Raw genomic sequence first — 14,395 nt, 5'->3', positions numbered from 1 at the left:
GGCCTCCTGCTCCTTAATCATCCCGATTATCTGCGCCTCGGTGAAACGGCTCTTTCGCATTCGTCTGCTCCTTCAGTGTTGGCGCAGACTCTACACTACGATGAGGGATTTCGCGGGGGGCAGGTCACCTTCCCGGCGAACTTGAGAAAATCGAAAGGCAATGCATTCAGATGTGGGCCATTTTGCTGGACCCGAAGGTCGTTTCGGGCACTCAGGAGTTTCGACACTAAAGGCTGGGTTGCGATCGAGAGTGGCTGAATTGACGGGGCGTGAGTTCAAAAGGTTAGAGTTTGGTCTTGGGAAGGAATGGCGTTTAGAGAGCAATGGGAAAGTTTCATTTTGGAGTATCTGTATCTGAGGAGTTTTCCGAGCATTGCGAAACTGGGAGCGGAAAAACTCTACTATCGGGAGAAGGGTTTTAAGTAAGTTCATGGCGTATAGTGGGCGAACATCCTTGCCGCTTTTAGGGGAGTCGGAGATGGCGGAGGGCTGTCGAATGGGTGCTGATCTGGCCCTTAGTGCAATGTACTCTAGGGAAATGGCGAAAGGAATTTCCTCCGTAGCCAACGCTTTTGCGACCGCCGCGGTCATGGTTGACAAGACGGGTGGTATCGCTCTGGTCAACCGGGCTGCGTGCAGGCTTTTTGGCTACGAAGATTACAGTCTTGTGGGTCAGCCCATTGAGGTCTTGGTGCTTGAGGAACAGCGCCTTCATCATCCGGGTTACAGAATTGGTCTTGTGAGTTCTCGCGCTGAACGTCCGATGGGGCGCGGGCGGCCACTCTTTGCGCGACATCGGGACGGTCGGGAGATCCCGGTTGAAATAGCACTTACCCCGATCGAAACTCCGGAGGGTGACATGGTGATGTGCACCGTCATCGATCTGACCGAACGTCTGGAAACCGAGCGCCGACTGACAGAGAAGGCGCGAGAGGCGGAGGCGCTCAATGTCGAACTTGCAAGGTTCGCCGAGAGCGCGAGCCATGATCTGAAGGCACCTTTGGTTTCGATCTCGGGGCTTCTGTCATTGTGCATCGAAGACTTGGACGAGGGCGACATTGCCGTTGCGCGAGAAAACCTAAACAAGGCTTTGGCGGTCAGTCGCGAGAGCGCGGAAAAGTTGGAAACTGCCCTGGCACTGGCCCGTGCACATCGGGAGAGATACCCGAATGAGAGGCTGGCGCTTGGCGAACTGGTGCGCCCGATCTGGTCCGACATCGTAGTGTCGGAAGAATGTCCTCCCAGTCTCTTGTTCGATTTTCAGACTGATGACTCCTTTGTCGGGGCGCGGGTGCCGGTGACAATGGTGCTGAGCAATCTGCTGTCAAACGCGATCCGGTTTCGGGACCATTCGCGTGAGCGCGCCGAAGTGCGGGTAAGTTGCCGCAAGGATGAAAACCATTTCTGGGTGTCGATTACGGACAACGGGATCGGGATCGCCAAAAGGGACAGGGCAAAGCTGTTCCGAATGTTCGAACGTTTTGACTCGCGGAGCGGCGACGGGATGGGGCTTGCGTTGGCGCGTAAACAGGTCGAGCGACTTGGCGGGCAGATCAGCGTGAACAGTGTGCCGGGCGAGGGATCGGAGTTCAGTTTTACTTTGCCGCTCAACGAGGAGGAGGTAAGATGAAGATACCTGTGACCGTGGTCGATGACGAGCAGGTCGATCGCTATACCGTTCGCCGGCGGCTTTCGCGACACGGTGGCTTTCGCGATGTGGTCGAGGTCGAATCCGGCGATGTATTCCTTGATGTCCATTGCTCCGGGTCGTCCGATATCGAGACGGATGGATTGCCCTTGCTGATCCTGATGGACATCAACATGCCCGGTCGTAACGGGTTTGAGACGGTGAGAGAGATGGAAGTTCGCCAGTCGAGAGGCCTCGCTGTGCCGAGTATCGTGGTCACCATGCTTACGTCGTCGGGAAATCCGCGCGATAAGGCCGAGGCGGACAAGCTACCTCTGGTCCGAGGGTACATCGAAAAGCCACTGGATGCGGATGGCGCGCAGAGGTTGTTCGATCTCTACCATGCCGAACTGAAGGCCCGAGCCGCGTGAGGGTCAGACTGCAACTACCGCAGAGATTTGCGGATCTGGCGTTGCTTTCCCGGAGACGTTCGGAGCTTGGCAGAGAGCTACCGAGACCTTGGCGTTCCCCCCGTCTGGGCAGACCAGAACCGCTGCCGTCAGAACCCGTCGCGAAGCCGCACGACAGCGCCGCAATCATGAATTGCATTTGACCGTATCGCGCAGGCTGAGAAGGGTTGGGCCTGCCACGCGGCCCATCCCGGCTGTCGTGACTCCGGCCAGACGAGAGGTGGCCTCCTCTCCCTGCCGGGACCGAAAGACGACCTCACCTCTGCAATCAGAGGCCGCCGATTTCGCGGATGCGTGCGATGATCTCGTCGATACCGTCCTTGTTGCGCAGCGAGGCAAAGTGGAAGGGCCGCTCGCCGCGCATGCGCAGGCTGTCGCGCTGCATCACGTCGAGCGAGGCGCCGACATAGGGGGCGAGGTCGGTCTTGTTGATCACCAGGATGTCGGACTTGGTGATGGCGGGCCCGCCCTTGCGCGGGATTTCCTCGCCGGCGGCAACGTCGATCACGTAGATGGTCAGGTCGGCCAGTTCGGGCGAGAAGGTGGCCGAGAGGTTGTCACCGCCGGATTCGATGATCACCACTTCGACGTCCGGGTGGCGTTCGCGCATCTCGGCCACGGCGGCGAGGTTGATCGAGGCATCCTCGCGGATCGCGGTATGCGGGCAGCCGCCGGTTTCGACACCGATGATCCGGTCCTGCGGCAGGACCTGGAGCCGCATCAGCGCCTCGGCGTCCTCCTGCGTGTAGATGTCGTTGGTGATCACGCCGAGCGAGAAGTCGTCGCGCATGCCAGCGCAGAGCGCGGCCGTCAGGGTGGTCTTGCCAGCGCCGACGGGGCCGCCGATGCCGATCCGCAGGGGGCCATTGGGAGAGGTCATGAGCGGAACATCCTTGAATATTGGGTTTCGTGCTGCATCGAGGCGATATCCGCCAGAAACGTGCTGCTGCCCAGCGAGTCAAGCGGGGCGTCAAGGGCGCTGTCGCACAGTTGGTGACAGAGCGGGGTGAGGGCCAGGATCGCCTGCTGCCCCTCGGTCTGCCCCAGCGGGACAAGCCGGATCGCGGCCGAGGTGAGCGCGCTGAGGAAGCCGTGAATGTACATCCGTGCGGTGGGTTCGAGCGGCAGGTCGCAGGCCCGTGCGGCGGCGCCCACGGCCACCGGGTAGCTCAGCGGCGGCAGGCCCTGCGACCAGACCGCGTTGATCGTGCGGATGAACGAACCGCCCTGGTCCACCGTTTCCAGCAGGCGCTCGGAGGAGGGGGCCATGGCGCGCGCCAGCGCGTCGATCCCGGCCAGTTCCGAGCGATCCACGCGATAGGCGGCGGAGAGAAAGATGAGGTCGTTGCGCCCTGCACCATGCTCGAGGACATGGGCCATCCAGTCGCGAAACTGTGCGACGGTGCCAATTTCGCCACGGTCCACCAGCGCCTCCAGCCCGTGGCTGTAGGAAAAGGCGCCGATGGGAAAGGCTGGCGAGAACCACTGCGCCAGCGTCAGCATAACGGCAGGGTCGGTGTCAGTGCTCATGGCTGTGGGTGCGGCCGTGGCCATAGGCCCCGCCTTCGGGCGTGAACGGCTCGACCACCTTGTGAACATGGGCCCCCAGCCGCGCCAGCATGTCTTCCATCACGTGATTGCGCTGGATCAGGAGCCGGTCGTGCTCGATCTGGCAGGGCGTGTGCCGGTTGCCGATGTGCCAAGCCAGCCGGACGAGGTCATGGCCGCTGATCTCCAGCAGCTCCTCGGCCGCCGCGGTGATCTCGACCAATCGCCCGTCGCCAAGCTCGAGCGCGTCGCCATGATCCAGCGACTCCGTGTGTTCGAGGTCCACGAGGAAGCGCCCGCCGTCGGAGAGCTCCAGCACCTTGCGGCGCAGGAAACGGTCGTCGTAGGTCAGGGTGCAGGCCAGGGCGGCGTCGGTCCAGGTGCCTTTGCGGCGCAGGGTGCGGGCGGTGGGCAGGTCGGTCATTGCAGTCTTTCGATCCCTATGTAGTCGTAGGTGTCCGAGCCGTTGCTGTCCTTGAACGCGGCGACATAGGACAGCCCGAGTTCGGGCAGGTAGTGGAGGATGTCGCGCAACTCGGGATCGGGGTCGTCGGGATAGGCGATCTCGACGGGGATCATCTGGTAGGCGCAGCCGCCGTAGGTGCGGGTCTGGGCCGGGCCAAAGACGTAATCCTGTTGCTCGGAGGCGAGTCCGGCGCTGTCGAGCCGGGCGAGGGTGACGCTCCACGTCGTGCCCGGTTCCGGTTGGGGCAGGGCGTCGGCGGCCATCGGAAAGCTGTAGGTGGTGCGACTGCCGGGCAGCATCTTGCCGTCGGCCATTTCCATGACCTCGACAAGGTAGAGACCGCGCGCGAGCATCGAGCGGACGCCCTCGTCGGGAGAATAGGCGTAGTAGGATTCGACGATGTCGTCGGAATACCGGCGAAAGGTTTCGATCTCGCCGGTCGCCGTCTCGAAGCGGATGCCTCCGGCAAGGTCGTCGATGGTCGGGCAGGCGTCCTGCGCCGAGGCCGGAACGGCCATCGCAAGGGACAGTACGGTGGCCTGCCAGATCTTCATGTCCGCGCTCCTTCGCTGGTGCGCGGGCAGTTTATCGTTTTTGTCGGCGCGCAACAGCGAAATGCGCAGGCTGCACGCCGGGGTAACGCGCTCAGATGTGGAGCAGGTCGCGGAAGACGTAGCGCGGAATATCCTCGCGGCGCAGGCCCATCTTGGCCAGTTCCTCGTCGCTTTTGTCGTTCAGGCGGGCGACCTGATCGGCGCGCGATGCCTTCTGCACGTAGCAGCTGAACGCATGTGCCACGGCGTTGAAGACGCTCTCGAAAATCGGCTGGTCTGCGGTTTTGCTTGTCGTGACGGCCATTGGAAACCTCTTTGGTTTGTATCCCAGGTTCCCTCCCCTGCTCACGATAATAGGTCAGCATGGCTGCCCTGACCAATGCAATTGCAGCATGTGTGTTATGCAAGTGCAGCAATTTTCTCGCAACGCCTTGTCTCAGAACAGGAAATAGCGCTGTGCCATCGGCAAGACAGAGGCCGGTTCACAGGTCAGAAGCTCGCCATCGGCCCGAACCTCGTAGGTTTCGGGGTTCACCTCGATCTTCGGCAGGGCGTTGTTCAGCAACAGGTCGGCCTTGCCGATGTTGCGGGTGTTCGACACGGCGACGGTCTGCTTGGCGAGACCCAGTTTCTCGCGGATCCCTGCAGATTGCGCGGCTTCCGAGACGAAGGTGACGGCCGAGTGTTCGACCGAGCGGCCATAGGCGCCCCACATCGGCCGGGTATAAACCGGCTGCGGCGTGGGGATCGAGGCGTTGGGGTCGCCCATCTGCGCGCAGACGATGGTGCCCGACATCAGCACCATCTCGGGCTTCACGCCAAAGAAGGCGGGGTTCCACAGCACGAGATCGGCGCGTTTGCCTTCCTCGATCGAGCCGATCTCGGACGAGATGCCATGCGCGATGGCCGGGTTGATGGTGTACTTGGCGATATAGCGGCGCACGCGGAAGTTGTCGTTCTCGCCAGTCTCCTCGGGCAGGCGGCCACGCTGCTTCTTCATCTTGTCGGCGGTCTGCCATGTGCGGATCAGCACCTCGCCCACACGGCCCATGGCCTGCGAGTCCGAGGCGATGATGCTGAACGCGCCCATGTCGTGCAGGATATCTTCCGCGGCGATGGTCTCGCGCCGGATACGGCTCTCGGCAAAGGCCACGTCCTCGGGGATCGACTTGTCGAGGTGGTGGCACACCATCAGCATGTCGAGGTGCTCTTCCAGCGTATTCACCGTGAAGGGGCGCGTCGGGTTGGTGGAGGAGGGCAGCACATGCGCCTCGCCGCAGATCTTGATGATATCCGGCGCGTGACCGCCACCCGCGCCCTCGGTGTGGAAGGCATGGATGGTGCGGCCCTTCATCGCCTTCACCGTATGCTCGACAAAGCCGGATTCGTTCAGCGTGTCGGTGTGGATCATCACCTGCACGTCCATCGCGTCGGCCACACCAAGGCAGCAGTCGATGGCCGCCGGGGTGGTGCCCCAGTCCTCGTGAAGCTTCAGCGCGCAGGCGCCGCCGAGGATCTGTTCCTCCAGCGCGGCGGGGAGCGAGGCGTTGCCCTTGCCCGCAAAGGCGAGGTTCATCGGGAAGGCATCGGCCGCCTGCAGCATCCGCGCCATGTGCCAGGGGCCGGGGGTGACGGTGGTGGCCAGCGTCCCGTGCGCCGGGCCGGTCCCGCCGCCCAGCATGGTGGTCAGGCCCGAGTGCAGTGCATCCTCGATCTGCTGTGGGCAGATGTAGTGAATATGGCTGTCGAACCCGCCTGCAGTCAGGATCTTGCCCTCGCCCGCGATGGCCTCGGTGCCGGGCCCGACGATGATATCGACGCCCGGTTGGGTGTCGGGGTTGCCAGCCTTGCCGATCTTCATGATGCGCCCGTCCTTCAGCCCCACGTCGGCCTTGTAGATGCCGGTATGGTCCACGATCAGCGCATTGGTGATCACCGTATCCACCGCGCCCTGCGCGCGGGTCATCTGGCTCTGCCCCATGCCGTCACGTATCACCTTGCCGCCGCCGAACTTGACCTCCTCGCCATAGATCGGCGCGTTCGAGGCCCCGGCACGCAGGGCGGTGAGGTCGCGTTCGACCTCGATGATCAGGTCGGTATCGGCGAGGCGCACCTTGTCCCCGGTGGTGGGGCCGTACATGGCGGCGTATTCGGCGCGGGAAATCGTGGCGGGCATGGGATGTCCTTGGATCTGATCAGGTCTTGGGAAGGCGCGGCCCGCGTTGGGCGAGCCGGCGAACATTGGATTTGGTCTTGCGCCGCAGCGGGATCACGGTGGCCTCCAGCGTCTTGCCGGGGGACTTGCCCGCAGCGGCGGCGCGGGCGCCCGCCATGACCGCCCGGCTGTAGGCGGGCAGCTTTTCCTCGACCATGCGGCGCTTTTCCGAGGGGGCGACGGACCAGAGGCCGAAGAGCCCCAGCATCCGCATGTTCACCACCGCCTGCGCCTCCATCATCATCATGGCGGCGCTGGTCCAGGCCCGCGCAAAATCGACTTGCATGGCGACCAGGTCCATCGGGGTGGGGGTGCGATACCTCATGCCGGAACACTTTCGCCGGTGTCACGCCTTGAAGGCATCGTCGACCTCCACCTGCATGGCCGTGACCAGCCCGTTGGTCTGCGAGGCCAGCGCGATGACCCTGAGCAGCTCGGCGTACATCTCGTCCGTCATGCCCTTGGCGCGGGCAGCGGCGGTGTGGGAGTGGACGCAGTAAGAGCAGCTGTTGGCGGTGGAGACGGCCACGTAGACCATCTCCTTGACCAGCGGGTCCAGTGCCCCGGGGGCCATGACCTCCTTGATCCGCTCCCACGTTGCCTTCAGTTGCGCGGGGTCATGCGCCAGCGCGCGCCAGAAGTTGTTCACGTAGTCCGTGCCTCGGGTGGCACGGATATCGGCGAACACGGCGTGCGCCTCGTCGCTCAGCGCATCGTCACTCAGGAGGGGGACAGTTCCCATTGTCTACATCACGGCCATGACGCGGGCCGGTCCACCGGTGCCCTTCGCGTGTTTCGGGGCCCCGACGAACAAGGTCGCCCCGGTGGCGGGCAGTTCGTCGAGGTTGGCGAGGTTCTCGATCCCGAAGCGGCCCGCAGGCAGCCACGAGAAGTGCACGGCAAAGTCGGCGGAGTTGCCCGGGTCGAGCGAGAGTGTGTCGACCCCGATGGAGCCCGCACCCATCTCGAGCAGCATGTCGGTCGCGCCCTTGGCGAAACCGGGAAAGGCGAAGTTGCCGTCGGGCGTGTTGCGATAGGCTTCCTCGGTCACCTTGGGCGCCCAGCCCGAGTTCATCGCGACGCAGGCGCCTTCGGGAATATCGCCGTTGGCACTGATCCAGGCCTCGATATCCTCGGCTTCCACCATCGCATTGGCATCCTCTGCGGCCTTCGCCTTGATGTCGATGATGCAGAGTGGGCAGACGAGGCTGGCGGGCTCGAGTTCGGCCACCGAGGTTCCGTCCTTGGAGAAGTGCAGCGGCGCGTCGATATGGGTTCCGGTGTGCTCGAAAATGGTGAGCTTCCAGAGCTGATAGCCGTTCTGTTCGAAATTGACCGCCTCCTCGTAAAGGATGCCGGGGTTGCCGTCGAAGGTCGGAAAGGCCCCGTCATAGGTATGGGTCAGATCGACGACCTTGCCGCTGGACTGGGCAAGGGCAGGGCGTGCGGTGGTCACCCCGGCGGCCACGGCGGCCATCCCGGTCGCGGCGGCGCCCCGGAACAGGTCGCGGCGCGACATCATGGATTTCTTTACGTTCTCGATCACGCAAACATGACACATTTCTCTATCTCCCTGGTTCTCCGCTGAAATTCATGCGGACGGTTGTCGAAATACTGCCCTTCCTCTTGCCCCCGTTTCTCGATTGGTCGCGGGCGATCAGAGATCGCCCATGACGGCCTGGTTAAAGCCGAAAATCCGGCGCGCACCGGACATCGGGATCAAGTTTACCGTGCGCCGCTGACCGGGCTCGAAGCGCACCGCGGTCCCGGCGGCGATGTCCAGCCGCATGCCGCGCGCCGCGTCGCGGTCAAAGTCGAGCGCGGGGTTGGTCTCGGCGAAATGATAGTGCGAGCCGACCTGCACCGGGCGGTCGCCGGTATTGGCGACCTCCACGGTCAGGGCCGAGCGCCCCTCGTTCAAGGTCAGCGAGCCGGCGGCGGGAAAGACTTCTCCGGGGATCATCTGCGCCTCCCTCAGCCGGCCAGTGCCAGGGCGCAACCGGCAAGCGCCACGGCGCTGCCCGCGCCGCGCGCGACCGAGGCGGGGGCGAGGCGGTGCAGCGTCCAGCCAAGCACCAGGCCAACCCCGTGCAGCGCCGCCGTGGCAAGGGCGAAGCCCGCCAGGTAGGTTGCGGCGCTTGCCCCGCCGATCTCGGCGCCGTGGGCGTGGCCGTGGAACACCGCGAAGCCCGCGACCAGCGCGGTCGCCGCCGCGGCGGGCAGGCGCACCGAAAGCGCGATCAGCGCGCCCAGCACGATGACCGAGGCGAGGATGGCGGGCTCGACGAAGGGCAGGCCGACCCCGGCCAGCGCCAGCACGAAGCCGCCGGTCATTGCCGCGACAAAGGCCGAGGGCATCGCCCAGACCGCCCGCCCGCCGAGCATCGCGGCCCAGAGGCCGACCGCAACCATGGCAAGGACATGGTCGGCACCGAACACCGGATGGCTGAGCCCCGCGGCGAAAGACCCGTGCTCTTCGGGGCGCAGGTGGGCCAGTGCCGGACCGGCAGAGAGCAGGGCAGCGACGAGGGCAGGAAGCAGGCGTTTCATGTGGGGTCCTCTCGAAACGGGATTCAGCGGATCGGGTTGTGGACGGTCACCAGCTTGGTCCCGTCGGGAAAGGTGGCTTCGACCTGAACATCGTGGATCATCTCGGGCACGCCTTCCATGCATTGCTCGCGGGTGATCACCTGCGCACCGGCCTCCATCATCTCGGCCACCGACCGTCCGTCCCGCGCGCCTTCGACAACCGCATCGGTAATCAGCGCGATGGCTTCCGGATGGTTCAGCTTGACGCCGCGCGCCAGTCTCTTGCGGGCGACCTCGGCAGCCATCGCGACCAGCAGCTTGTCTTTTTCTCTGGGGGTCAGTTGCATGTCATATCGTCCAGGTTCTTGGAATGGGGGCGTCCTGCAGCAATTCGATAACCGGCAGCAGGCTCTGGCGCAAAAGATAACTGTCCGGCGCCACCATCCGGGCGAAAAGCAGACCGGGCCGGATCAGGCTCGCGCCACCGGTGGGGGGCAACAAGGCGCGCAGCGGGGCCAGCAGGCGCTCGGCATCGGGCGCGGCAAAGACAAGGGTGGCCAGCGCCCGCGCACCGCCCGCGATCGGACCGGCGTCAAGATGCGCGGCAATGGCGCCGCCCAGCCGGGTGGCGTCGGCAAAGACCAGCGCACCCTCACGGCGGATCTCGATGCGGTCGTGAAACAGCCCCTCCCGGGTCTCCTCGCCCATGGCGATGCGCCCGAAGATGACGGGCTCGACCAGTAACAGGCGTGCGTCCCCGGCCAGTTCCGCTGACAGGCTGCGGCGCAGGGCCGAGTGGTCGAACAGGATGGTTTCCTGCGGCAGCCAGTCGATGCGCCCGCCCGCCTCGACCGTCAGCCGGGTCCGGATCGAGCCGACTTCGCCCGGCTGCGCGCGATAGATGCGTTCCGCCGCCTGTGTCGTCAGGGTCAGGCGGCTCCCGACCCCGGCCCGCGCCTCGATCTCGAACCGGTCACCGCCGGTCACGCCGCCCGCGGTGTTCAGCATGACGCCCGTTAGTCCCGACGCCGTACGCGGCCACAGCAGCTTAGACGCGCCGGACTGGTAAAGGTCGCCGATCACCGAGCGCTCGCCCAGCCGCTTGCTGGATACCCGCAGCGCGCCGATCGCCCGGGGCTGGCGCGGCACCGTTTCGGCCGGGGCGAAAGAGGTCGTGAGAGTGATGGCGCGCTCCTCCATTCGCTTGCCTCCGGGATCGCCCCGCGACGGGTCGACGGGCCTAGGACCCGGACAAAAGCCATGCGGCGACATTGGCCCAAATACACGGCAGAATCGGCCTGATTGCGCCGATCAGCGCCAGCATAGCCTAAATATTGAGCGATGTCGGGAGGTGCGCACAACATTTAATCAGGCGAGCGCAATCAGGAGGCAATGCTTGCGGTCCTTGTTGCCGCGAGGGCATCCCGGCGCATTCCATACGCTTGCCTGGCTCGGCGTGAGAGCGCGGGGCAGGTGTGTGACGCATCGCAGACTCTGGACAACGATGCGACGCGCCACACGGGTGCAACGATAAAAACGTTACGGGGGGAATTTGGGTACCCAGGCCTTGCAGTGCAAGGCTTAGGTGCGTGCGTCTCTCCGTAAGGAGGAATTCTATGACATTCTTGAAATCTGCGCTGGCCGGCTCGCTGGCCCTGGGGATTTGCGCGATGCCCGCCCTGGCTCAGGAAGACACCATCAAGGTCGGTGTTCTTCACTCGCTGTCGGGCACGATGGCCATTTCCGAAACAACTCTCAAAGACACCATGCTGATGCTCATCGACGAGCAGAACAAGAAGGGCGGCGTCCTCGGCAAGAAGCTCGAAGCCGTCGTCGTCGATCCGGCCTCCGACTGGCCGCTCTTCGCCGAAAAGGCCCGCGAACTGCTGACCGTCGACAAGGTCGACGTCATGTTCGGCTGCTGGACCTCCGTGTCGCGCAAATCGGTGCTGCCGGTGATCGAGGAACTGAACGGCCTGCTGTTCTACCCGGTCCAGTACGAGGGCGAGGAAAGCTCCAAGAACGTGTTCTACACCGGCGCCGCGCCGAACCAGCAGGCGATCCCGGCGGTGGACTACTACCTCGAGGAACTGGGCGTCGAGAAGTTCGCCCTGCTCGGCACCGACTACGTCTACCCGCGGACCACCAACAACATCCTCGAGTCCTATCTCCAGCAGAAGGGCATCGCCAAGGAAGACATCTTCGTCAACTACACCCCGTTCGGTCACTCCGACTGGTCCAAGATCGTCTCCGACGTCGTGGCGCTAGGCGCTGACGGCAAGAAGGTCGGCGTGATCTCGACCATCAACGGCGACGCCAACATCGGCTTCTACAAGGAACTCGCCGCCGCAGGCATCTCGGCCGACGATATCCCGGTGGTGGCCTTCTCGGTGGGTGAAGAAGAGCTCTCTGGTCTCGACACCACCAACCTCGTCGGCCACCTGGCCGCGTGGAACTACTTCATGTCCTCCGACGCGCCCGAGAACGCCGAGTTCATCAAGGCATGGCATGCCTTCATCGGCGACGAAAAGCGCGTGACCAACGACCCGATGGAAGCTCACTACATCGGGTTCAACATGTGGGTGAACGCGGTCGAGCAGGCCGGCACCACCGAAGTGGACCCGGTGATCGACGCAATGGTCGGCCAGAAGTTCCCCAACCTGACCGGCGGCGAAGCCGAGATGCTGGCGAACCACCACCTGACCAAGCCGGTGCTGATCGGCGAGATCCAGGCCGATGGCCAGTTCGACATCATCAGCCAGACCGACCCGGTGCCGGGCGACGCCTGGACCGACTTCCTGCCGGAATCGGCCGTGCTGGAATCCGACTGGGCCGAGCTCAAGTGCGGCATGTACAACACCGACACCAAGACCTGCGTTCAGCTGAAGTCCAACTACTGATCTGAACCCGTGAGAGGGGGCCCGCGCCCCCTCTCGCCTCCTCCTCCAGTTCCGAGGCGAATTCATGCGGCATCTGTTCGCGGTCCTGGCCGCGCTAATCTTCCTTGTCCCGGTCCTGCCGCAACCCGCGTCGGCCCAGGGCACCCCGGTGCAGGACCTGCTGCAGCAATACCACGACGAGATCGTCAAGAGTTCGCGCACCACCATCGGCCCGGCCATCGACGCGCTCGCGGGCAGCGGACTGGCCGCGGCACAGACGGTGCTGCAGAAATGGCAGAACAAGGAGATGTGGGTCCGCGACGAAGACGGGCTCTTCTTCTGGGCCGAGCAGGTCGACCGCGACACGCTCCGCATCCATGATTTCGACACCGGCGCAGCCGCCGGGGAATTCCCCGACGACGGCTTCAAGCAGATGAAACCCAACAGCGGGATCCGCGCGCTGCTGGCCGCCGCCCTCGTGCGTTTCCAGCTTACCGATCCCGATCCGGCCCTGCGCCGCGACGCGCTCCAGGCCATCCAGCGCGACGCCGAGGCTTCGCATCTCGACCCCCTGCGCGACTCGCTCGAGGGCGAGAGCGACCCGGCCATCCTCGCCCTCAAGCAGCGCCTCGAACGGCTTCTGACGATCCGCTTCGACGAAGACGAGGCCGCGCGCCTCGCCGCCATCGAGGAGATGTCGGGTGACATCGGTCTCGACGTGCGCGCCACGCTCAACCCGCTGGTCGCAACCGTCCGCAAGGTCTCCGAGGGCGCGATCCCCGAGGGCACCAACGTCGCCCGCGAGCTGAAACCGGGGCGCGGCGATCTCTCGCGCGACACCGCCTACGAGATGCTGGTCGCCGCCGACATGGCCCCGGCCCGGATCACCAACGCCGCCATGCTCTCGGCGCTGGGCGCCAATATCGACGGCGGGTCCGTCGGCGGCGTGCCGGTGGCCCAGCTGAACACCGACGCCGCGCGCGAACGCGCCTACCGTGCACTGGTCGAGGCGGGCAAGGCGCCGCCGTTCGTCTCGGAGGCGGAAATCGACGCCGCATTCGACACCCACAGCTTCTACGACGCCTATGCCGAGGCCAGCCCGGCGGTGACCGCCGCCGCCGAAGAGGCGCTCGACGCGATCTCCTTCAACGTCGGCGCCAGCCAGGCCTTCGACCTGACGCTCGACGCGCTCTCGCTGGCCTCGATCTTCTTCCTCGCCGCCATCGGCCTCGCCATCACCTTCGGTGTGATGGGCGTGATCAACATGGCTCACGGCGAGTTCATCATGATGGGCGCCTACACCGGCTACGTGGTGCAGCAGCTGATCCCCAATTACACCGTATCCATCCTCGTCGCGCTGCCGCTGGCCTTCGCGGTGACCTTCGCCGCCGGGGTGGCGATGGAACGGCTGGTGATCCGCTGGCTCTACGACCGGCCGCTGGAAACCCTGCTCGCCACCTTCGGGATCTCCATCGCGCTGCAGCAGATCGCCAAGAACATCTTCGGCACCCAGGCCCGCCCGCTGACCTCGCCCTCGTGGCTCGACGGGGCCTGGACGCTCAACGACGTGGTCTCGATCAGTTACATCCGCATCGCGATCTTCGTGCTCGCGCTGATCTTCCTCGCCCTCTTCCTCTTCATCATGAAGAAGACCCGCCTCGGGCTCGAAACCCGCGCAGTCACCCAGAACCCGCGCATGGCCGCCTCGATGGGCATCAACCCCGACAAGGTCAACATGCTCACCTTCGGCCTCGGCTCGGGCATTGCCGGGATCGCCGGGGTGGCCATCGGCCTCTTCGCCAAGGTCACCTCCGAACTCGGGCAGGACTACATCGTCCAGAGCTTCATGACCGTGGTGGTCGGCGGCGTGGGCAACATCTGGGGCACGCTGGCCGGGGCCGCGATGATCGGCTTCTTCCAGAAGGGCGTCGAATGGCTGAATCCCTCCAATACGCTGGCCGCCCAGACCTACATGATCATCTTCATCATCATCTTCATCCAGTTCCGTCCCCGGGGCATCATCGCCCTCAAGGGCCGCGCAGCGGGAGACTGACCGCATGACCTTCCATATCCCCAAGCCCGCCAACCTCGACCGCGCGCCCCGGCT

At 64.5% G+C, this 14,395-nt stretch carries 17 protein-coding genes; 4 read left to right on the top strand and 13 right to left on the bottom strand.

Annotation, left to right across the window (positions count from 1 at the left end; genetic code table 11):
* The first annotated feature begins 496 nt into the window (after positions 1 to 496).
* Positions 497 to 1,630, top strand: a complete 1,134-nt coding sequence (locus tag DDT93_RS15850; protein ID WP_198654867.1) for a sensor histidine kinase — start codon at positions 497 to 499, stop codon at positions 1,628 to 1,630.
* Entirely contained in the window at positions 1,627 to 2,058 is a 432-nt protein-coding gene (locus DDT93_RS15845) for a response regulator (RefSeq protein ID WP_109466818.1), read from the top strand. The genes DDT93_RS15850 and DDT93_RS15845 overlap by 4 nt, the downstream gene beginning before the upstream one ends.
* 307 nt (positions 2,059 to 2,365) lie before the next feature.
* On the opposite strand, the gene ureG is transcribed toward DDT93_RS15845, so the two are convergent.
* The 13 genes from ureG to DDT93_RS15780 form a co-directional block, all read right to left on the bottom strand.
* Positions 2,366 to 2,977 carry an urease accessory protein UreG gene (gene ureG / locus DDT93_RS15840; RefSeq protein ID WP_109466817.1) on the bottom strand — a complete coding sequence of 204 codons (612 nt, stop codon included), beginning with the start codon at positions 2,975 to 2,977 and terminating at the stop codon, positions 2,366 to 2,368.
* A complete protein-coding gene (locus DDT93_RS15835) occupies positions 2,974 to 3,627 on the bottom strand; it encodes an urease accessory protein UreF (RefSeq protein ID WP_109466816.1) in 654 nt (217 codons plus the stop codon). Before DDT93_RS15835 ends, ureG begins: the two co-directional genes overlap by 4 nt.
* Positions 3,617 to 4,069, bottom strand: coding sequence for an urease accessory protein UreE (locus tag DDT93_RS15830; protein WP_109466815.1), 453 nt, complete (start codon positions 4,067 to 4,069; stop codon positions 3,617 to 3,619). Before DDT93_RS15830 ends, DDT93_RS15835 begins: the two co-directional genes overlap by 11 nt.
* Positions 4,066 to 4,665: a hypothetical protein gene (locus tag DDT93_RS15825; RefSeq protein WP_109466814.1), complete on the bottom strand. Its 600-nt coding sequence runs from the start codon at positions 4,663 to 4,665 to the stop codon at positions 4,066 to 4,068. Before DDT93_RS15825 ends, DDT93_RS15830 begins: the two co-directional genes overlap by 4 nt.
* A gap of 91 nt (positions 4,666 to 4,756) precedes the next feature.
* Positions 4,757 to 4,969 carry a DUF1127 domain-containing protein gene (locus DDT93_RS15820; protein ID WP_109466813.1) on the bottom strand — a complete coding sequence of 71 codons (213 nt, stop codon included), beginning with the start codon at positions 4,967 to 4,969 and terminating at the stop codon, positions 4,757 to 4,759.
* Positions 4,970 to 5,101: 132 nt separating this feature from the next.
* On the bottom strand, positions 5,102 to 6,841 hold the full coding sequence (gene ureC, locus DDT93_RS15815) for an urease subunit alpha (protein WP_109466812.1): 1,740 nt from the start codon (positions 6,839 to 6,841) through the stop codon (positions 5,102 to 5,104).
* Between the two features lie 19 nt (positions 6,842 to 6,860).
* Positions 6,861 to 7,205 (bottom strand): antifreeze protein, encoded by a 345-nt coding sequence (locus DDT93_RS15810; protein WP_232825471.1) that lies wholly within the window; start codon positions 7,203 to 7,205, stop codon positions 6,861 to 6,863.
* A 21-nt stretch (positions 7,206 to 7,226) separates the two neighbouring features.
* Positions 7,227 to 7,622, bottom strand: a complete 396-nt coding sequence (locus DDT93_RS15805; protein WP_109466811.1) for a carboxymuconolactone decarboxylase family protein — start codon at positions 7,620 to 7,622, stop codon at positions 7,227 to 7,229.
* Between the two features lie 3 nt (positions 7,623 to 7,625).
* On the bottom strand, positions 7,626 to 8,441 hold the full coding sequence (locus DDT93_RS15800; protein ID WP_109466810.1) for a cyclase family protein: 816 nt from the start codon (positions 8,439 to 8,441) through the stop codon (positions 7,626 to 7,628).
* 96 nt (positions 8,442 to 8,537) lie between these two features.
* Positions 8,538 to 8,843 (bottom strand): urease subunit beta, encoded by a 306-nt coding sequence (locus tag DDT93_RS15795; RefSeq protein ID WP_109466809.1) that lies wholly within the window; start codon positions 8,841 to 8,843, stop codon positions 8,538 to 8,540.
* A gap of 11 nt (positions 8,844 to 8,854) precedes the next feature.
* Positions 8,855 to 9,430 (bottom strand): HupE/UreJ family protein, encoded by a 576-nt coding sequence (locus DDT93_RS15790; RefSeq protein WP_109466808.1) that lies wholly within the window; start codon positions 9,428 to 9,430, stop codon positions 8,855 to 8,857.
* Positions 9,431 to 9,453: 23 nt separating this feature from the next.
* Complete coding sequence (locus tag DDT93_RS15785; protein WP_109466807.1) at positions 9,454 to 9,756, bottom strand: urease subunit gamma; 303 nt, start codon at positions 9,754 to 9,756, stop codon at positions 9,454 to 9,456.
* A gap of 1 nt (position 9,757) precedes the next feature.
* Entirely contained in the window at positions 9,758 to 10,609 is an 852-nt protein-coding gene (locus DDT93_RS15780; protein WP_109466806.1) for an urease accessory protein UreD, read from the bottom strand.
* Between the two features lie 416 nt (positions 10,610 to 11,025).
* Between DDT93_RS15780 and urtA the strand changes: the two genes are divergently transcribed.
* Both urtA and urtB read left to right on the top strand, forming a co-directional pair.
* Entirely contained in the window at positions 11,026 to 12,309 is a 1,284-nt protein-coding gene (urtA, locus tag DDT93_RS15775) for an urea ABC transporter substrate-binding protein (RefSeq protein ID WP_109466805.1), read from the top strand.
* A 64-nt stretch (positions 12,310 to 12,373) separates the two neighbouring features.
* Entirely contained in the window at positions 12,374 to 14,341 is a 1,968-nt protein-coding gene (gene urtB, locus DDT93_RS15770) for an urea ABC transporter permease subunit UrtB (protein WP_109466804.1), read from the top strand.
* Positions 14,342 to 14,395: the final 54 nt, after the last annotated feature.

The organism is Albibacillus kandeliae (assembly GCF_003116585.1).
Taxonomy (GTDB): domain Bacteria; phylum Pseudomonadota; class Alphaproteobacteria; order Rhodobacterales; family Rhodobacteraceae; genus Albibacillus; species Albibacillus kandeliae.
The sequence above is the reverse complement of the archived record's forward strand: the minus strand, read 5'-3'. Positions and strand labels throughout refer to the sequence as shown.